This is a genomic window from Cupriavidus sp. DL-D2, from assembly GCF_039710735.1.
In the GTDB taxonomy this organism is placed as follows: Bacteria; Pseudomonadota; Gammaproteobacteria; order Burkholderiales; family Burkholderiaceae; genus Cupriavidus.
The window spans coordinates 134,640-152,521 of sequence record NZ_JBDKXK010000014.1; the positions used below are offsets into that span (position 1 = coordinate 134,640).

14 protein-coding genes are annotated in these 17,882 nt (G+C 64.0%); 5 read left to right on the forward strand and 9 right to left on the reverse strand.

Features of this window, described 5'->3' with window-relative positions; all coding sequences use genetic code 11:
- Positions 1-255 precede the first annotated feature (255 nt).
- Entirely contained in the window at positions 256-2,109 is a 1,854-nt protein-coding gene (locus ABDB81_RS10900) for a phosphoenolpyruvate carboxykinase (GTP) (protein ID WP_137926002.1), read from the forward strand.
- Positions 2,110-2,426: 317 nt separating this feature from the next.
- Here ABDB81_RS10900 and ABDB81_RS10905 read toward each other — a convergent pair whose 3' ends face one another.
- The 5 genes from ABDB81_RS10905 to ABDB81_RS10925 all read right to left on the reverse strand — a co-directional run bounded on the left by ABDB81_RS10905 (position 2,427) and on the right by ABDB81_RS10925 (position 8,538).
- The gene (locus ABDB81_RS10905) at positions 2,427-4,367 is read right to left on the reverse strand and encodes a TRAP transporter large permease subunit (protein ID WP_137926003.1); all 1,941 of its coding nucleotides are present in this window, start codon (positions 4,365-4,367) and stop codon (positions 2,427-2,429) included.
- A complete protein-coding gene (locus ABDB81_RS10910) occupies positions 4,364-5,002 on the reverse strand; it encodes a TRAP transporter small permease subunit (RefSeq protein ID WP_160473173.1) in 639 nt (212 codons plus the stop codon). Before ABDB81_RS10910 ends, ABDB81_RS10905 begins: the two co-directional genes overlap by 4 nt.
- Before the next feature lie 30 nt (positions 5,003-5,032).
- Positions 5,033-6,181 carry a TRAP transporter substrate-binding protein gene (locus ABDB81_RS10915; RefSeq protein ID WP_137926005.1) on the reverse strand — a complete coding sequence of 383 codons (1,149 nt, stop codon included), beginning with the start codon at positions 6,179-6,181 and terminating at the stop codon, positions 5,033-5,035.
- Positions 6,182-6,463: 282 nt separating this feature from the next.
- Entirely contained in the window at positions 6,464-7,159 is a 696-nt protein-coding gene (locus ABDB81_RS10920; RefSeq protein ID WP_160473172.1) for a response regulator transcription factor, read from the reverse strand.
- Positions 7,156-8,538, reverse strand: a complete 1,383-nt coding sequence (locus ABDB81_RS10925; RefSeq protein ID WP_346811073.1) for a cache domain-containing protein — start codon at positions 8,536-8,538, stop codon at positions 7,156-7,158. Before ABDB81_RS10925 ends, ABDB81_RS10920 begins: the two co-directional genes overlap by 4 nt.
- 384 nt (positions 8,539-8,922) lie before the next feature.
- Here ABDB81_RS10925 and ABDB81_RS10930 point away from each other — a divergent pair, with 384 nt between their 5' ends.
- The 3 genes from ABDB81_RS10930 to ABDB81_RS10940 all read left to right on the forward strand — a co-directional run bounded on the left by ABDB81_RS10930 (position 8,923) and on the right by ABDB81_RS10940 (position 11,896).
- The gene (locus ABDB81_RS10930; protein WP_137926008.1) at positions 8,923-10,995 is read left to right on the forward strand and encodes a carbon starvation CstA family protein; all 2,073 of its coding nucleotides are present in this window, start codon (positions 8,923-8,925) and stop codon (positions 10,993-10,995) included.
- Positions 10,996-11,028: 33 nt separating this feature from the next.
- Complete coding sequence (locus tag ABDB81_RS10935) at positions 11,029-11,223, forward strand: YbdD/YjiX family protein (RefSeq protein WP_346811075.1); 195 nt, start codon at positions 11,029-11,031, stop codon at positions 11,221-11,223.
- Positions 11,224-11,455: 232 nt separating this feature from the next.
- Complete coding sequence (locus tag ABDB81_RS10940; protein WP_137926009.1) at positions 11,456-11,896, forward strand: hypothetical protein; 441 nt, start codon at positions 11,456-11,458, stop codon at positions 11,894-11,896.
- A 130-nt stretch (positions 11,897-12,026) separates the two neighbouring features.
- Here the strand turns inward: ABDB81_RS10940 and ABDB81_RS10945 are convergent, their stop codons facing one another.
- Positions 12,027-12,242, reverse strand: coding sequence for a hypothetical protein (locus ABDB81_RS10945; RefSeq protein ID WP_346811077.1), 216 nt, complete (start codon positions 12,240-12,242; stop codon positions 12,027-12,029).
- Between the two features lie 189 nt (positions 12,243-12,431).
- Between ABDB81_RS10945 and ABDB81_RS10950 the strand changes: the two genes are divergently transcribed.
- A complete protein-coding gene (locus tag ABDB81_RS10950; RefSeq protein ID WP_137926011.1) occupies positions 12,432-13,358 on the forward strand; it encodes a LysR family transcriptional regulator in 927 nt (308 codons plus the stop codon).
- Between the two features lie 84 nt (positions 13,359-13,442).
- Here ABDB81_RS10950 and ABDB81_RS10955 read toward each other — a convergent pair whose 3' ends face one another.
- The 3 genes from ABDB81_RS10955 to dprA form a co-directional block, all read right to left on the reverse strand.
- Positions 13,443-16,139 (reverse strand): DNA topoisomerase III, encoded by a 2,697-nt coding sequence (locus ABDB81_RS10955; protein WP_346811079.1) that lies wholly within the window; start codon positions 16,137-16,139, stop codon positions 13,443-13,445.
- Between the two features lie 160 nt (positions 16,140-16,299).
- Positions 16,300-16,707, reverse strand: coding sequence for a thioredoxin family protein (locus ABDB81_RS10960; RefSeq protein ID WP_137926013.1), 408 nt, complete (start codon positions 16,705-16,707; stop codon positions 16,300-16,302).
- A 36-nt stretch (positions 16,708-16,743) separates the two neighbouring features.
- Positions 16,744-17,871, reverse strand: coding sequence for a DNA-processing protein DprA (gene dprA / locus ABDB81_RS10965; RefSeq protein ID WP_346811081.1), 1,128 nt, complete (start codon positions 17,869-17,871; stop codon positions 16,744-16,746).
- Positions 17,872-17,882 lie beyond the last annotated feature (11 nt).

Consider the following 17,882-nt stretch of genomic DNA (forward strand, 5'->3'; position numbering starts at 1 on the left):
CCGACCGGCCCCTGCCGTCCGTCAGAAACGGACGAAGCGCAACTGTATCGCAGCCGCAGGGACCCCCGCGACCCTTTGCCCTCAATTGGTCGCCGCCGAGTTGTAACGGGATGTGACCACACCGTATGCGAGCGTTTTGCCTTCTTTCCCGGCAGGCGCCCGGCCCGGTAGCCGGTCTTCCCCGCTCACTCCGCACCCGGCCCCTCGCGCCGGTTGGACATTGCAAGGTTTCTTTTTCGCTTTGGAGCAGTAGATATGAACCACCCCACAATGCAAGGCACACCGGCCCTGAACGTGCCGGCCTGGGTAAAGAACCAGAAACTGGTCGCCTGGGTTGCCGAGATCGCTTCCCTGACCAAGCCGGACCAGATCTACTGGTGCGATGGCTCGCAGGAAGAATATGACCGCCTGTGCGAACTGATGGTCGCTGCGGGCACCATGCGCCGCCTGAACCCGGCCAAGCGCAAGAATTCGTTCCTGGCGCTGTCGGACCCTTCCGACGTGGCACGTGTGGAAGACCGCACCTTCATCTGCTCCGAGAAGAAGGAAGACGCCGGCCCCACCAACAACTGGACTGCACCGGCAGAAATGCGCCAGACGCTGTCGGGCCTGTTCGACGGCTGCATGCGTGGCCGCACGATGTACGTGGTGCCGTTCTCGATGGGCCCGCTCGGTTCACCCATCGCGCACATCGGTGTCGAACTGTCCGATTCGCCGTACGTGGCCGTGAACATGCGCATCATGACGCGCATGGGTCGCGCCGTGTATGACGTGCTGGGCACCGACGGCGAGTTCGTGCCGTGCGTGCACACCGTGGGCAAGCCGCTGGCTGCTGGCGAGCAGGACGTGGCATGGCCGTGCAACAAGACCAAGTACATCGTCCACTTCCCGGAATCGCGCGAGATCTGGTCGTTCGGTTCGGGCTACGGCGGCAACGCGCTGCTGGGCAAGAAGTGCTTCGCACTGCGGATCGCCTCGACCATGGGCCGCGACGAAGGCTGGTTGGCCGAGCACATGCTGATCCTGGGCGTGACCTCGCCCGAGGGCAAGAAGTACCACGTGGCCGCTGCATTCCCGTCGGCCTGCGGCAAGACCAACTTCGCGATGCTGATCCCGCCCAAGGGCTACGAAGGCTGGAAGATCACGACGATCGGCGACGACATCGCGTGGATCAAGCCGGGCCAGGACGGCCGTCTCTACGCCATCAACCCGGAAGCCGGCTACTTCGGCGTGGCCCCGGGCACGAGCGAGAAGACCAACTACAACGCGATGGCGACCCTCAAGGAAAACGTCATCTTCACCAACGTGGCGCTGACCGATGACGGCGACGTGTGGTGGGAAGGCATGACCCGCGAAGCCCCGGCGCACCTGGTGGACTGGCAGGGCAAGGATTGGACGCCTGCTATCGCCAAGGAGACCGGCGCCAAGGCCGCGCACCCGAACGCCCGCTTCACCGCCCCGGCCTCGCAGTGCCCGTCGATCGACGACAACTGGGACAACCCGGCCGGCGTGCCCATCGACGCCTTCATCTTCGGTGGCCGCCGCAGCACCACGGTGCCGCTGGTGACCGAAGCCCGTAACTGGACCGAAGGCGTCTACATGGCCGCCACGATGGGCTCGGAAACCACCGCCGCCGCTGCTGGCCAGCAAGGCGTGGTACGCCGCGACCCGTTCGCGATGCTGCCGTTCTGCGGCTACAACATGAGCGACTACTTCGGCCACTGGCTCGCACTCGGCAAGAAGCTGGAAGCCTCTGGCGCCAAGCTGCCGAAGTTCTACTGCGTGAACTGGTTCCGCAAGGACGCCGACGGCAACTTCGTCTGGCCGGGCTTCGGCGAGAACATGCGCGTCCTGTCGTGGATGATCGACCGCGTGGAAGGCCGCGGCGAAGGCGTGGACCATGTCTTCGGCACGTCGCCGCGCTACACCGACCTGAACTGGAACGGCCTGCCGTTCACGGCCGAGCAGTTCGAACAAGTCACGTCGATCGACCACGCCGCCTGGCAACAGGAACTGGCACTGCACGACGAACTGTTCACGCAACTCAAGCACAACCTGCCGCAAGCACTGGTGGAAACGAAGGACGCACTGGCTAAACGCCTGGGCTGAGTTTCGTTTTTTGCTTTTAGGAAAAGCCGACTGGTGAAAGCTGGTCGGCTTTTTTGTTGGTTGGCGCTCGCAAGTGCTGTGGGTTTGCTCCCCTCTCCCGCGTTGCGGGAGAGGGGCGGGGGAGAGGGCTAGGGGTGCAAGTTGCGACGCAGTCGGCAAGCAGAACCTCCGGCCCTCACCCCCAACCCCTCTCCCATTTCATGGGAGAGGGGAGCTAACCGACAGCGTTTCAAAAGCCCTTGGCTTGCTCCCCTCTCCCGCGTTGCGGGAGAGGGGCTGGGGGTGAGGGTGAGCGGGTCAACTGCCGATCAAGCAACTCACCGATACAGAACCTGCGGCAACCACAACCCAATCCCCGGAAAGATATACAGCAGCGCCAGCGCCACGATCTGGATGGCCATGAAGGGCAGCATGCCGGCGAAGATCTGGTTCAGCGTGACGTGGGGTGGCGCCACGCCCTTGAGGTAGAACGCGGCCATCGCCACGGGCGGAGAGAGGAACGCGGTCTGCAGGTTCAGTGCCACCAGCAAACCGAAGAACAGCGGGTCGATGCCGAAGTTGTCGAGCAGTGGAATGAAGATCGGCATGAAGATGATGATGATCTCCGTCCATTCCAGCGGCCAGCCGAGCAGGAAGATGATGATCTGCGCGAGGATCATGAACTGCACGGGCGACAGGTCCATCGACAGCACCCATTGTTCGACCAGTGCCTGCCCCCCCAGCAACGCGAACGCCGCCGAGAAAATCGACGAGCCGACGAACAGCCAGCAGACCATCGCACTGGTCTTCACCGTCAGGAACACCGAGTCACGCACCACGGTGTAGTTGAGCTGCCCATACGCGGCGGCCAGCAGCGCGCCGCCGAGCGAACCCACCGCTGCGGCCTCGGTAGGTGTGGCGAGGCCGAACACGATCGACCCAAGCACCGCGAGAATCATCACGGCCAGCGGGAAGAACGATGCCAGCAGCATCTTGAACACTTCGAGCCGCGCGAAGTTGAAGAACCAGTAGAAGACCGCGAGCACGGCAACGAGCACTGCCAGCGTGATCCAGAACCACATCGGCGCGGGCCGTGATCCGGCTTCGGCAATCTCCTGCGCAACAGGTGCGCTGGTCTGCGCAGCAGGTGCCGCATCCAATGGCGCAGCGGGCTTGGGCGTGACGCTCTCCGTCGTCGGTGGTGGCTGCAGGCTGTCGGTGCTGGTCGTGGCATCGGCGGGCGGCGCCTGCAGATCATCGAAGCCCGTCGATTCGGTGCTCTCCACCATGGCGCCCATTTCGGAAATGGCCGGTCCCTGCGCGGCACGCGGCGCCGTTACCACCGCATACATCAGGCTCATCATCAGCGCGACGAAGATCGCTGGCATCAGCACCACGCCAAGTTGGCGGACGATGTAGCCAGCCGGCACGCTGGCATTGCGACGCCCCTTCACGGCCATGAGCAGTGCAGGCAGCGCACGTTCGCTGAAGTGATCGCGCAACGTCGTAGCGAAACCCGACAGCGGAATCCGTCGTTCCTCTGCCGAGAGCGGGGGCGCCATCGATGGCTTCAGTTTGGCGATGATGACGGCGTAGAGAATGTAGAGTCCCGCGAGCATCAGCCCCGGGAAAAACGCGCCTGCATAAAGCTGCACGACCGATACGCCAGCCGTGGCGCCATAGACGATCAGCAGCACCGATGGTGGAATCAGAATGCCCAGGCATCCGCCTGCGGTCACCGCACCCGCCGATAGCTGCGTGCTGTAACCCGCGCGCAGCATCGCCGGAAACGCGAGCAGTCCCATCAGCGTCACCACTGCGCCCACGATACCCGTGGCCGTGGCAAACACCGCGCAAGTAATCAGCGTTGCCACCGCCAGCGAACCGGGCAGCCACGCCAGTGCCAGATGCAGGCTGCGGAACAGCTTCTCGATCAGGTTGGCGCGCTCCACGAGATAGCCCATGAACACGAACAACGGGATCGAGATCAGCACGTCGTTGGTCATCACGGCATAGGTCCGCTGCACCATCAGGTCCAGCGTCTGCGCCACCGCGATCTCGGGGTTCGCATGCCGATATGCGAGCCACGCGAACAACACGCCCATGCCCATCAGCGTGAATGCCGTGGGAAAGCCGAGCATGATCGCCACCACGATCAGCGCGAGCATCAGCAAGCCGAGATGACCGTTGGTCCAGTCGGCAGGCGAGGGCATGAAAAACGCCACCGCGCCGACGATCAGGATCATCAGCGACACGCCGAACCACAGTTCCTTTCTCATCGCACCGTCCCCTCGGTCCTGTTCGTGCGCGCGGCATCAGCGGTGGCGTCTGCGCTTGTCAGCACGCTGTCCTGTCCCACCATCTGCTTGAGTTTGTCGACGTCCACTTCTTCCACGTCATCCTCGCGCGTGGGCCAGTGTCCCTGCATCAGGCACAGCACGCAGCGCGCGGTCTCCGCCACGCCCTGCAGCAACAGCAACGCGCCCGCCACCGGAATCACGGCCTTGAACGGATAGATAGGCGGCCCGTCGGCGGCAATCGACGAATGCTCGTTCTGCGCGAGCGACACCTCGAAGAAATCCACGCCCGCCCAGGCCAGCGCGATCACGCCCGGAAAGAAGAACACCAGGTACAGCACCAGGTCGATGGTGGCCTGCGCACGGGGCGCGAGAAAGCCGTAGAGGATGTCGCCGCGCACGTGTCCACGCTTGGCCAGCGTGTATGCCCCACCCAGCATGAACAGGGCGCCATAGAGCATGTTGCTGGCGTCGAACACCCAGGCGTGCGGCGCGTCGAGCGCGTAGCGCGAGAAGACCTCGTAGCTGATCATCAGCGTCAACGCGATGATCAGCCACGCACCGGCCTGTCCCACGAACGTGCTGATGCGGTCGATGCCGAGCAGCAGTTTTTGCACAGGTGGCTCCGTCGGAGTACGGCTCGCGCGCTACGCCTTCTTTGCGCCGAAATAATGCTGGGAGGCCATGCGGTACTCGACATTGGTGTCGTTCTGCCAGCGCGTGGTGCGCTGTGCAAACGCCCGCATCGAATCGTTGACCTTCTTGAACATCGGATTCTCTTTCTCCTTGCGCGCCACGATCTCATCCCAGATCTTGAGCTGCGCCTGGAGCACGCTGTTCGGCGTGGCGTAGAACTTCACGCCCTGCTGCTGCAGCGCCAGGTAATCCTTTGAATAGCGATCGATCGCCTTGATCGACATCTCCGCGGAACTTGCGTCCACGGCATTGGCGATCAGCGCGCGCAGCTTGGGCGACAGCGCGTCGTACCGCTTCTTGTTGAACACGATCTCGAACTGCTCGGAGCACTGGTGGAAGCTGCGCAGCATGCAGACCTTCGACACATCCGGGAAACCCAGCGCGCGATCCGAACTCGCATTGTTGAACTCGGCGGCATCCAGCAGGCCGCGGTCCAGCGCCGGTACGATCTCCGCGCCCGGCAGCGCATTCACTGCGGCGCCGAGTCCCGTGAAGATATCGATCGACAAGCCCACGGTGCGGAACTTGAGTCCCTTGAAATCCTCGGGTTTCGTGATCGGCTTCTTGAACCAGCCGAGCGGCTGCGTGGGCATCGGGCCGTAGAGGAACGACACCACGTCGAGATTCAGGCTGCGGTAGATCTCTTCCTGCAGCTCCTTGCCGCCGCCGTACTTGTGCCAGGCCAGCAGCATGTTCGGGTCCATGCCATAGCCGGGACCCGATCCCCACAGCGCCAGCGCCGAATTCTTGCCGTACCAGTAAGCAATCACGCCATGGCCACCGTCGAGCGTGCCCTTGCTGACCGCATCGATCAGGTCGAATGCCTTGACCACTGCGCCCGCCGGCAGCAACTCGATCTTGAGATCGCCGCCGGACATGTCGTTGACCTTCTTGACGAAGTCACCGGCGAACTCGTGGAAGATGTCCTTGGTTGGCCATGTGCTCTGCCACCGCATCGTCACCGGCCCCTGCGCCTTGACGATGGCTGGAAAGCCCATGGTTGCCGCGCCTGCGGCCGCCACTGTGGCGCCGCCAATGAATCCCCGCCGTGAAACCGTCTCCGCGGCACCGTCCGTGCCGTCCTTGCGCCTTGCTGCCATGACCGTCTCCCCTTGTGTGTTGAACGAACAACCACTGCACGGCTGTCCCTCCCTCCGCGCAGGCAGTGGCCAACGCGGAAAAGCGGGACGAAAAGGAACTGGAAGATTCAGTGCGAGGCCAGGACGCGTCGTATTTTTTTCTGGAACCGGTACGGACTACGCAAACAAGTCTGGCAATGCAGACAAGCATCGGGCCTTGGGTTGAATTGATCTTAGGCAGTGCGGATCACGCGAACAATGTAGGGAATACCCGATTCAAACCCTGACGCGAACCCGTATTCGCTACGCAGACGGCTTGGTATCGCCGCCGTCACCCACTTGCTGCACCGCATACTTGACCAGCCCGGCGCGCCCTTCGATGGCCAGCTTGCGCTTGAGATTGAGCCGGTGCGTCTCCACCGTACGCACCGATACGCCGAGCTGCGCGGCGATTTCCTTGTTGGCCATTCCCTTGCCGATGCCCTGCAGGATGTCGCGCTCGCGCGGTGTCAGCGCATCGAGTGGGCTGACCGCATGCTCGGCCATGCCACGGGCGATGCGCGCGCTGTAGAACACGCGGCCCGCCAGCACGGCCTGGATGGCCGCCATCAGTTCGTCGGCGGGCGCATCCTTGAGTACGTAGCCGCGCGCACCGGCCCGGATCGCCTGTCGCACATATTCGAGGTTGTCGTGCATCGACACGATCAGCACCGCGAGTTCGGGATACCGGTCGTGCAACGCGCCGGCCAGTGCGATACCGCCCATGCCGCGCATCCCGATATCGGTAATCACGAGTTCTGGCAGGTTGCCCGGCGCGGCATTGGCCAGCCATGCCAGTGCGCCTTCGCCATCGTCGGCCTCGCCCACTACCTCCAGGCCGGGCTGCAGGGACAGGTGCATGCGCATGCCATCGCGCACCAGCGCGTGATCGTCGATCAGCAACACGCGGGCCGGCGCGCCGGAAGGAGGATGGAGGTCGTCTTCGTGCAGAACGGTCATGACAGCGATATTTCGGGAATGCGGGAGTTCACAGGCAGCGCGGCCACGAGCCGCGTGCCGGTGGGTGTCGATACCACGTCGAACTGGCCGCCCAGCGCCGCCATGCGTTCGCGCAGGTTGCGCAGGCCAATGCCACGCTGCGGATCGCGCTGCATGCGGGCCACATCGAAACCCGTGCCGTTGTCGCGCACGGTGAGCCGCGTGGCCGATGGCCCGAAGTCGAGCTGCACATCGACATGCGTGGCATGCGCATGGCGCTCGACATTGGTCAGCGCTTCCTGGGCGATGCGGAACAGCGCAGTCGCCTGCTCGTCGGTCAGCGTGCGCGGTGGCCCCGCCTGCGAGACCGCCACGGTCAGCGTGCTGCCCGCCTGCATCTCGCGCGCCAGATGCTCCAGCGCAGCGAACAGGCCCAGGTCATCGAGCAAGGCAGGGCGCAGGTTGCGCGCCACGCGTCGCACTTCATTGAAAGCGGAATCCAGCCGGTTCAGCGCCATGCCGAGGATCGGCGCCACTGAAGCACCTTCCGTCGGCGCGATCCGGATGCGGTTGGTAGCGGCTTCGAGCACCAGCTTCACGGAGACCAGCAACTGGCTGATGCCATCGTGCAGCTCGCGCGACAGCCGCGCGCGCTCGTCTTCCTGCGACTGCACCACGCGCTGCGCCAGTTGACGCAGCTTGGCATCGGCCTCGCGGTGCTCGCTGATATTGAGTGCCAGGCCGCTGGCCGCCACCAGCAGGATGCTGATCCCCGCGATCACGCCGATCCACGCCATGGTCTCGCGGATATCGGTCTCCGCGCGCGCATCGAGCCTGCGCAGCGTCTGCTCCACATCGTCAAGGTAGATGCCGGTGCCAAGCATCCAGTTCCAGCCCGGCACAGCCACCACGTAGCCCAGCTTGGGCGCGAGCTGCTTCGACGATGGCTTCTGCCACATGTAGCGCACCGAGCCACCCCCTTCCTTGGCCGCCGCGATCAGCTTCTGGATCGTCAGCGCCCCTTCGGGGTCGCGCATCAGCCACAAATCCTGGCCAACCAGTTCAGGCTGGCGCGGATGCATCAGGTTGCGGCCCTGCAGGTCGTAGAGGAAGAAATAGCCATCGGGACCGTAGTCGAGCCGCGCCAGCGCCGCCATGGCCGCCTGCCGCGTGGCCATGTCGGTGCGACCCGATTCCACCATCGGCGCGATGGCGCTCTGCGCCAGGTCAACGTAGTGGCGCAGCTCGGTTTCCTTGCTCTGCAGATAGGCGGATTCCACCAGCGCGCGCTCGTGGCGGGCAAGGGCAGTGGCCTGGAATTTGACGGCCAGCGCAATGCCCATCATCGCGACGGCGAGCGGCGCCACGGCGAGCAAAAGTATCTTTTGACGGAGTTTCATCTGTACCGGGGGTAAACACCGATGACGGGGAGGCCGCTTGACTTCGTCGGCATACGTACTACTACGCATGCTTGTTGCGTAGTTTCGCGCTTGTGCCGACATGGGCGGGTGTCAATACTACACGCCGGTTCGCGCCCGGGCATGGCCCCGGCACAAATCGACGCAGTAGGTGCACCGCGGCCCTGGCTTTTATCGCTGGTCCGGGATGCACTGCCTGCCTGCACGATCAGATCCGGGACCAGACGAGTACAGACCGGGCGCCGCAGACATCGAGGAGACCCGCTTTCCGCGCGATTGTCAGCGTCCGCTATCCGGCACCGCCCCCTCTACCCGATTTTTCTGTCGACGCAGGTACTTTCAGCCGGTCTGAGGAGACCCTTCAACATGAATCGCATCGGACAACACCTGTTGTGGCTGGCCGTCGCCGTACTCGGCGCATTTGCCTTCGCCACCGTCGCGCTGTCGCGCGGTGAAGCCGTCAGCGCACTGTGGATCGTGGTTGCCGCGCTCTGCATCTACCTGATCGCCTATCGCTACTACAGCAAGTTCATCGCCGAAAAGGTGATGCAGCTCGACCCCAAACGCATGACGCCCGCGTGGCGGCACAACGACGGCCTGGACTACGTGCCGACCAACAAGGCGGTGCTGTTCGGCCACCACTTCGCCGCGATTGCCGGTGCCGGACCGCTCGTCGGTCCCGTGCTGGCCGCGCAAATGGGCTACCTGCCCGGCATGCTGTGGCTGCTGGCCGGCGTGGTGTTTGCCGGTGCGGTACAGGACTTCATGGTCCTGTTCATCTCCACGCGCCGCGATGGCCGCAGCCTGGGCGACCTGGTCAAGTCGGAGATGGGCACCATCCCCGGCATGATCGCGCTGTTCGGCTGCTTCATGATCATGATCATCATCCTGGCGGTGCTGGCGCTGATCGTGGTGAAGGCACTGGCCGATTCCCCGTGGGGCACGTTCACCGTGGCGGTGACGATTCCCATCGCCATCTTCATGGGTATCTACACGCGCTATATCCGCCCGGGCCGTATCGGCGAGGTGTCGGTGATTGGCTTCGTGCTGCTGATGCTTGCCATCATCGGTGGCCAGTACGTGCATGAAAGCGCCACGCTCGCGCCGCTGTTCACGTACGACGGCAAGGCCCTGACGTGGATGCTGATCGGCTACGGCTTCGTGGCCGCCGTGCTGCCCGTGTGGCTGCTGCTGGCGCCGCGCGATTATCTCTCCACGTTCCTGAAGATCGGCACGATCATCGCGCTGGCCATCGGTATCCTGATCGTCGCGCCCGAACTGAAGATGCCGGCGCTGACGCAGTTTGCGGCAGGCGGCGGTCCGGTGTGGTCGGGCAACCTGTTCCCGTTCCTCTTCATCACCATCGCGTGCGGCGCCGTGTCGGGCTTCCATGCGCTGATCTCGTCGGGCACCACGCCCAAGCTGCTGGAGAACGAATCGCACGCGCGCTTCATCGGCTACGGCGCGATGCTGGCCGAGTCGTTCGTCGCCATCATGGCCCTGGTTGCCGCCTCGGTGATCGAGCCCGGCGTGTACTTCGCGATGAACAGCCCGGCGGCCGTGATCGGCACCTCGCCGGAAGCCGTGGCTGCCACGGTATCCACGTGGGGCTTCGTCATCACGCCTGACGTGCTGATCCAGACTGCCAAGGACGTTGGCGAGAACACGATCATTTCGCGCGCCGGTGGCGCTCCGACGCTGGCCGTGGGTATCGCGCACATCCTGCACCAGGTGGTGGGCGGCCAGGCCATGATGGCCTTCTGGTACCACTTCGCCATCCTGTTCGAAGCCCTGTTCATCCTGACCGCTGTCGACGCAGGCACCCGTGCCGGCCGCTTCATGCTGCAGGACCTGCTGGGCAGCTTCGTGCCGGCCCTCAAGAAGACCGAGTCGCTGACCGCCAACCTGATCGCCACCGGCCTGACCGTGGCGGCCTGGGGCTACTTCCTGTACCAGGGCGTGGTCGATCCGCTGGGCGGCATCAACACGCTGTGGCCGCTGTTCGGCATCTCCAACCAGATGCTGGCTGCCGTGGCGCTGGTGCTGGGTACGTGCGTGCTGGTCAAGATGAAGCGCGGCCAGTACGCCTGGGTCACGCTGGTGCCCACCTGCTGGCTGCTGATCTGCACGCTGACCGCGGGCTGGCAGAAGCTGTTCCACTCGGACCCCAAGGTCAGCTTCCTGACCCACGCCGAGAAGTTCAGCGCCGCCATTGCCGAAGGCAAGGTGCTGGCCCCGGCCAAGTCGATGGAGCAGATGCACCGCATCGTTTTCAACGACTATCTGGACGCCGGCCTGTGCGCGCTGTTCATGTTCGTGGTGCTGTCGATCGTGTTCTACGGTTTCAAGACCGCGATGCAGGCACGCGGTATCACGAAGCGCACGGACAGCGAGACGCCGTTCGAACCGCTGCCGGCCCAGGCATCGGTGCAGTCCTGATCACTGGCTATCTGAATTGAGGAGGCCGCCATCATGCTCGAACGGATCGGAACCATGGGACGTTACCTGGGACAGTCGTTGCGGCTGATGGTTGGCCTGCCCGACTACCAGACCTACGTGGCCCACATGGAAGCCACCCACCCCGACCGCGCACCCATGACGTACGAGGAGTTCTTTCGCGAACGCCAGGAAGCACGGTACGGCGGCGGCCAGGGCAAGTGCTGCTGAACCATCGCAGCCCGGCAGTACGGAAAACGGCTCCTTCATGGAGCCGTTTTTCATGGGAAGGCCGCTTGCCCATTTGTGACGGCAAATTGCACGATGTGGCGCCAGAACATCAGTTTTTAACGCGCCGATACCGTTTCTCCGGCGGGTTACAGGGCTTCACATCTAGTTACAGCAAGGGCAGGGCTCCTTCTCTACACTCCGTTCCCAGATACAACAATTAAAGGAAATTCGAATGTCTCGCCATCTCCGCACCCTGACTCTGGCCCTTGCTCTCTCGGCAGCAGCCCTGCCGGCGTTTGCAGGCGGTGATTTGAACAATGCCCTCGGCGGTGGCCTGGGTGGCGTGGCAGGTGCCGCAGTCGGCGGCGCGCTCGGTGGCAGCACCGGCGCCGTGCTCGGCGGTGCCGTAGGCGGCGGCGCAGGTGGTGCACTGACCTCGAACCGCCGCGAACGCACGGGCGCCATCATCGGCGGCGCCCTGGGCGGCGGCGCAGGCACCGCAGCCGGCAACGCCATGGGCGGCCGCACCGGCGGCCTGGTCGGCGCCGGCCTGGGTGGTGCAGCCGGTGCCGCACTGGGCGGCAACGTCTCGCGCAGCAACTCGTACGACGATGACCGCCGCTACTACAAGCGCAGCAAGCACAAGAAGCATCATCGCCATTACCACGACTGATAGGTCGTGAGGTGGAACAAAAAATGGGCCCTTGAGGCCCATTTTTTGTTTGGGTCTCTATCATCCGCGATCCCCAAAACAAAAAGCCCGTACCAACCAGGTACGGGCTTTTTACAATGTGCGGGGCAGCTTACAGCTTGGCGCCATCCGTGAACACGTCGAACGGGGCCTTGGCGCCGTCGGTGTACGGGTCGAACTTGCCCATCTTGGCACCGTCCGTGTACGGATCGAACTTCGTGGCCTTGGCGCCATCGGTGTAGGGGTCGAATTTGCCGGCCTTGGCAAAGGCGGGGGCGGCAGAGAGGGCTGCGGTCACGGCAACAATCAGGGCAATTTGGCGCTTCATGATGTTCTCTTCACTTTCATGCGGATGCCGGCTGAGTCGGGAGTTTGCTGCGTTGCGGCATCGAGTGACTCGATATTAGGCATTTCCCTGATATGCATAAATAGCTCGATCCACAATGATTGATTGTGGTTTCAACAATAAATTACCCTCCACAGGGAAAAATTCAGGCAGCAGCCAGGGGAATATGTCATGGATCGACTGCAATCGATGCGCGTGTTCGCCAAGGTGGTCGAACTGGGCAGCTTTGCCCGTGCGGCGCAGCAACTCGAAATGTCGAACGCCGTGGTCACCCGCTACGTCGCCGATCTGGAAAGCCATCTCGGCACGCGGTTGCTGAACCGCACCACGCGCAGCCTCTCGCTGACCGATGCCGGCGAAACCTATCTCCAGCGCTGCGCGCAGATTCTTGAAGACGTCGAGGAAGCGGAGTCGATCGTTACGGCGCGCAGCCAGTCTTTATCAGGCACGCTGCGGCTGATCACGCCTGTCATGTTCGGTTTGCACCTATTACCGCAAACCCTGGAACGGTTTCATCGCATCTATCCCGATATCGTCTTCGACGTGCAACTGTCCGACCGGATGGTCGACATCGTCGAGGAAGGGCGCGACGTGGGGGTCATGCTGTCGGACCTGGGCCTGGGATCGCACCTCGTGGCGCGCCCGCTGATTTCGGCGGAGATCGTGCTCTGCGCATCGCCGGGATACCTGCGCGACCATCCGCCGCTGCGTACCGCCCACGATCTGACCAGCCACCGCGCCATCGCGATGCGGTTGCCAACTGCCGAGCACGAATGGACGCTGTCCGGCCCCGAGGGCGAAGTCACGGTGCCCATCCGTCCGGGATTGCTGTGCAGCAATGCGGAACTCGCGCATCAGGCTGCGCTGGCCGACATGGGCATCGCCATGCTGTCGTCCTACCTCGCACGTCCGAATATCGAGGCGGGACGCCTGATGCACGTCCTGCCGCAATACCAGCTGCCGCGCCGCGACGTCAGCGTGGTGTACCCGAGCCGGAAATTCCTGCCCACCAAGGTACGCGCCTTCATCGACTTCCTGCTCGAGGAAGGCAAACAGCGGGGCGGCGAGACGGTTGCCAAGGCGCACAGCCAAAGCTGAAACCTGTGGCAGCAAGAGCACCAAGCAAGACGGCGAGGTTTTCACCTCGCCGTCTTGCTTGCCGTCACCGGGAATGGTGAGCGGTTACTCTTCCGCGTCAGCCGTCTGCTTGGCCGTAGCACGCGGCTTCTTGGCTGCCGGTGTCTTGGCGGCTGCAGTCTTCGTCGCCGCCTTCTTGGCCGGCGCCTTCTTCGCAGCTACCTTCTTGGCCGGTGCCTTCTTTGCCGCAGCGGTCTTGGCTGGCGCCGCTTCCGCACCATCATCCTTGGCGGCCGTCTTGGCTGCAGGCTTCGCGCCGGCCTTGCCGGCCTTCGGCTCGCGCGCCTCGAACTCGAAGCCGATCTTGCCGTCAGGCTGCTTGACCAGGAACGCCTTGAAATTGCGTCCTGTCCGAGACGACTTGAAGCCGGTCAGCAGATCCGTCTTGCCGGCCGACAGCAGCTTGCCGATCTGCTCTGGCGACACTTCCTGCTGCAGGATGATCTTGCCGGTCGTGAAATCGCAGGACTTTTCCGGACCCACGGCGTTCTCGCACACGTACTTCATGCCGTGCTCATACACCGAGCCATTGCACTTCGGGCAGTGGCCCAGCGCCGTCTGCTCACTGAAATCCACCGGCTCGCCGTCGCCATCATCGTCGTTCTGGCCGAAGTCGAACTCCATCTTCCAATGGCCTTCGTCGTCGTGGGCGAGCTTCAGGATGGCGGCAAACGGACGTCCCATCTTGCTGCGGAAGCCCTGCAGCGGACCAATTTCCTTCTTCAGCAGCAGTTCCTCAACCTCGTTGATCTCGAACTGGCGACCACCCGGGATCTTGCTGATCGAGAAATCGCAGGCCGTGCAGGCAAACCGGCGATAGTTCTCCTTGACCTGCCCCGCGCATTGCGGACATGGCGTGTCCAGCGTGGCGTAGTCTCCGGGAATCGTGTCGCTGTCGTATTCCTTGGCGCGCTTCACGATCTGCTGCGTCATCTGCGCGATCTCGCGCATGAACTCATCCCGCTTGAGCCGGCCGCGCTCGATCTGCGACAGCTTGTGCTCCCACTCGCCTGTCAGCTCGGCCTGTGTCAGTTCCTGCACGCCCAACCCGCGCAGCAGCGTCATCAGCTGGAACGCCTTGGCCGTAGGGATCAGTTCACGCCCCTCGCGCACCAGGTACTTCTCGGTCAGCAGCCCTTCGATGATGGCCGCGCGCGTAGCTGGCGTACCCAGGCCCTTGCCGGCCATCGCCTCGCGCAGCGCGTCGTCGTCGACGAGCTTGCCAGCACCTTCCATGGCCGAGAGCAGCGTGGCTTCGTTGTAGCGAGCCGGCGGCCGCGTGGTCAGGCCCACCGCATCGACCTTGTCGGTCTTGACCTTCTCGCCTTTCTGCACGGGCACCAGGTTGGCGTCCTTGTCGTCCTTGCCCTGCGCCTCGCGGCCGTAGATCACGAGCCAGCCCGGATTGACCAGCACCTTGCCTTCGGTCTTGAAGTGGTGTCCGGCAACCTCGGTAATGCGCGTGGTCACCTGGAACTCGGCCACCGGGAAGAACACGGCCAGGAAGCGGCGCACGACCAGGTCGTACAGCTTCTGCTCGGGCTCGGACAGGTTCTTGGGTGCCTGCAGCGTCGGGATGATAGCGAAGTGATCGCTGATCTTGCTGTTGTCGAAGATCTTCTTGTTCGGCTTCACCCAGCCGCTCGACAGGATCTTCTTGGCGTGCGGCAGGTAGTTCGGCGAGCTGTCGGCCAGCATGTCCATGGTCTGCTTGACCGTGTCCAGGTAGTCCTCCGGCAGCGCGCGCGCATCGGTACGCGGGTAGGTCAGCACCTTGTGCTTCTCGTACAGCGCCTGGGCCAGACCCAGCGTGTTCTTGGCCGAGAACCCGAAGCGGGAGTTGGCCTCGCGCTGCAGGGTGGTCAGGTCGAACAGTGCCGGCGACTGCTGCGTGGACGGCTTCGACTCCTCGCTGACCGTGCCCGGCTTGTCGCGGCACGCGGCCACGATGCTCTTGGCTTCGGCCTCGCTCCACAGGCGCGACTCGCGCGCCTCGGGATCGAATTCGTTCTTCTTGAACTTGGGATCGAACCAGCGGCCTTCATAGAGGCCAGCCGCCGCGATGAACTCGGCGCGCACTTCCCAGTAATCGCGCGGCACGAAGTGTTTGATCTTCTCTTCGCGCTCCACGACGATCGACAGCGTCGGCGTCTGCACCCGGCCCACGGTGGTCAGGAAGAAGCCGCCGCCCTTGCTGTTGAACGCGGTCATCGCACGCGTGCCGTTGATGCCCACGAGCCAGTCGGCTTCGGAGCGGCAGCGCGCGGCATCGGCCAGCGGCAGCATTTCCTCGTCGGCACGCAGCGCGGCAAAGCCGTCGCGGATTGCCTGCGGGGTCATCGACTGCAGCCACAGCCGGCTCACCGGCTGCTTGGCCTTGGCCTGCTGCGCGATCAGGCGGAAGATCAGTTCCCCTTCGCGCCCCGCGTCGCATGCGTTGACCAGCGCGGTCACATCCTTGCGCTTGATCAGGCGGTTCAGCACCTTGAGGCGCGACTCGGTCTTGGCGATGGGCCGCAAATCGAAATGCGGTGGAATCACGGGCAGGTTGGCGAAGCTCCACTTGCCCCGTTTGACTTCGTAATCGTCGGGTGCCGCGATCTCCACGAGATGGCCCACGGCCGAGGACAACACGTAGTTGTCGCTCTCGAAGTATTCGTCGTGCTTGGTAAAGCCCCCGAGGGCGCGCGCGATATCGGCGGCAACCGATGGCTTTTCCGCGATGATGAGGGCTTTAGACATTCAACGGGTCCTTGTGACGCGGCGCCCCAAAATGAGCAGCCTGCGCCTCTTGAAATTCACGGCAAACTATGTGAACAGCACGCCTGGGCTTTGAGGCGCCAATAATAAGCGCGGTTTCGACGGGCTTGCAAGCCACTGCCGTCACCACACCGAGCGCGCCTCAGCTATCCCGGGCATCCAGGCCAAGTAGCCACGGCAGCACTTGAGGAATCTCCGATGCTGCCGCAGGCATGGCGGCGCCTTTTATCAGCATCCGCTCCAGCACGTCGAGGTGTGGCAGCACCGTTCCGTAGAAATGTGGCGCGCCGCCTGCGATGGGCTGAATCAATACAGTAGGAAAGTTTTCGATGTCGATGTCCTCACCGAGGTAGTCGGAGTGGGTTTCGACGTCGATCCACACAAAACAATCGTTCGGATACCGCTCGGCCAGCGCGGCAAACCCGGCCACATACTGCTTGCAGGTGCCGCACCAGTCGGCACACAGGCAGGCCACGAGCCGTCCGGCGGGACGGTTGGCCAAGGCCCGGCTGACGGCGCCAGGGTCCTGCTCGGGGTAGTAAACGGCCATTGCAAGCGAAGTATGAGGCGAACGCGATACCGCGGATCATGCCAGACGCCGGAAGCGATTGCCCGGCAGCCGTTCCGCCGCCCCGGCCAACTCAAGCTGCAAAAGGGCCGCAGACGCCGCTTCCGCCACCATCCCCGCCCGTTCGCACAAGGCGTCGAAGCTGACAGGATCATAGGACAGGGCGCCACCGAACACGTCCCCCGTCATGGTGCCAGCCTCGCGAGAAACGGCGACAGCCGCCTGCCCCGCCACCCGCTGCGGCGTACCCAGATCAGCAAATTCCTCAAAAACATCTTCCGGGGATTCCACCAGCTTCGCCCCCTGACGAATCAGCTTGTGACAACCGCGCGAGAGCTCCGCGTGGATCGAGCCGGGAATGGCAAAGACCTCCCGACCAATCTCGGATGCCAGCCGCGCCGTGATCAGCGATCCCGACCGCTCGGCAGCCTCCACCACCAGCACGCCGCGCGCCAGCGCGGCGATGATTCGGTTGCGCCGCGGAAAGTGATTCGCCCGGCCCGGCGTACCCAGCGGAAACTCGCTGACAATCGCCCCGCCGGCGTCCACGATGCGGTGCGCCAGCCCATGGTGTCGCGCCGGATAGACGATATCGACACCGGTGCCGACCACAGCCACGGTGTTGCCCGGCCCCTCGATCGCTGCCGCGTGCGCTGCGGCGTCAATCCCCAGCGCCAGCCCCGACACCACGGTCAGCCCCTTCGCGGAAAACGCCTGCGCGAACAACTGTGCATTGCGCTCGCCCTGAGCCGTGGCGTGCCGCGCGCCGACAATACCCAGCGACGGCGCCTGCAGCCGCGCTGCATTGCCATTGATATAGAGCACCAGCGGCGGATCGGCCAGATCAAGCAGGCGCGCGGGATAGGCAGCATCGGCCATGGTTACGACGGCGTGGTCCGGCGCGTCAAGCCATCGGCATGTCCGGTCGATGCGTGCGGCCATGGCTTCGTCGGGCCGCGCCACCAGCGCCCGAACGGCCGCGGGTTCGGCCACTTCGCCTAGTCGTGCAGGCTCCTGGGACAGCACGGCTTCCGGCAAGCCGAATGCGGCCAGCAGGTTGCGAGCGGTGCGGGCCGAAACGCCGGGGGTGGTGGTCAGGCGGACCCAGGCGGCAACTTCAGTGGGATCGCGAGTCGATACGGTCATCGGGAAGCGCA

Coding starts and splice junctions, on each gene's coding strand:
- ABDB81_RS10935 (WP_346811075.1), top strand. CDS start 11,029: ATGCTCGAACGGATCGGAACCATGGGACGTTACCTGGGACAGTCGTTG.
- ABDB81_RS10940 (WP_137926009.1), top strand. CDS start 11,456: ATGTCTCGCCATCTCCGCACCCTGACTCTGGCCCTTGCTCTCTCGGCA.
- dprA (WP_346811081.1), bottom strand. CDS start 17,871: ATGACCGTATCGACTCGCGATCCCACTGAAGTTGCCGCCTGGGTCCGC.
- ABDB81_RS10960 (WP_137926013.1), bottom strand. CDS start 16,707: ATGGCCGTTTACTACCCCGAGCAGGACCCTGGCGCCGTCAGCCGGGCC.
- ABDB81_RS10900 (WP_137926002.1), top strand. CDS start 256: ATGAACCACCCCACAATGCAAGGCACACCGGCCCTGAACGTGCCGGCC.
- ABDB81_RS10945 (WP_346811077.1), bottom strand. CDS start 12,242: ATGAAGCGCCAAATTGCCCTGATTGTTGCCGTGACCGCAGCCCTCTCT.
- ABDB81_RS10905 (WP_137926003.1), bottom strand. CDS start 4,367: ATGAGAAAGGAACTGTGGTTCGGCGTGTCGCTGATGATCCTGATCGTC.
- ABDB81_RS10950 (WP_137926011.1), top strand. CDS start 12,432: ATGGATCGACTGCAATCGATGCGCGTGTTCGCCAAGGTGGTCGAACTG.
- ABDB81_RS10955 (WP_346811079.1), bottom strand. CDS start 16,139: ATGTCTAAAGCCCTCATCATCGCGGAAAAGCCATCGGTTGCCGCCGAT.
- ABDB81_RS10915 (WP_137926005.1), bottom strand. CDS start 6,181: ATGGCAGCAAGGCGCAAGGACGGCACGGACGGTGCCGCGGAGACGGTT.
- ABDB81_RS10930 (WP_137926008.1), top strand. CDS start 8,923: ATGAATCGCATCGGACAACACCTGTTGTGGCTGGCCGTCGCCGTACTC.
- ABDB81_RS10925 (WP_346811073.1), bottom strand. CDS start 8,538: ATGAAACTCCGTCAAAAGATACTTTTGCTCGCCGTGGCGCCGCTCGCC.
- ABDB81_RS10920 (WP_160473172.1), bottom strand. CDS start 7,159: ATGACCGTTCTGCACGAAGACGACCTCCATCCTCCTTCCGGCGCGCCG.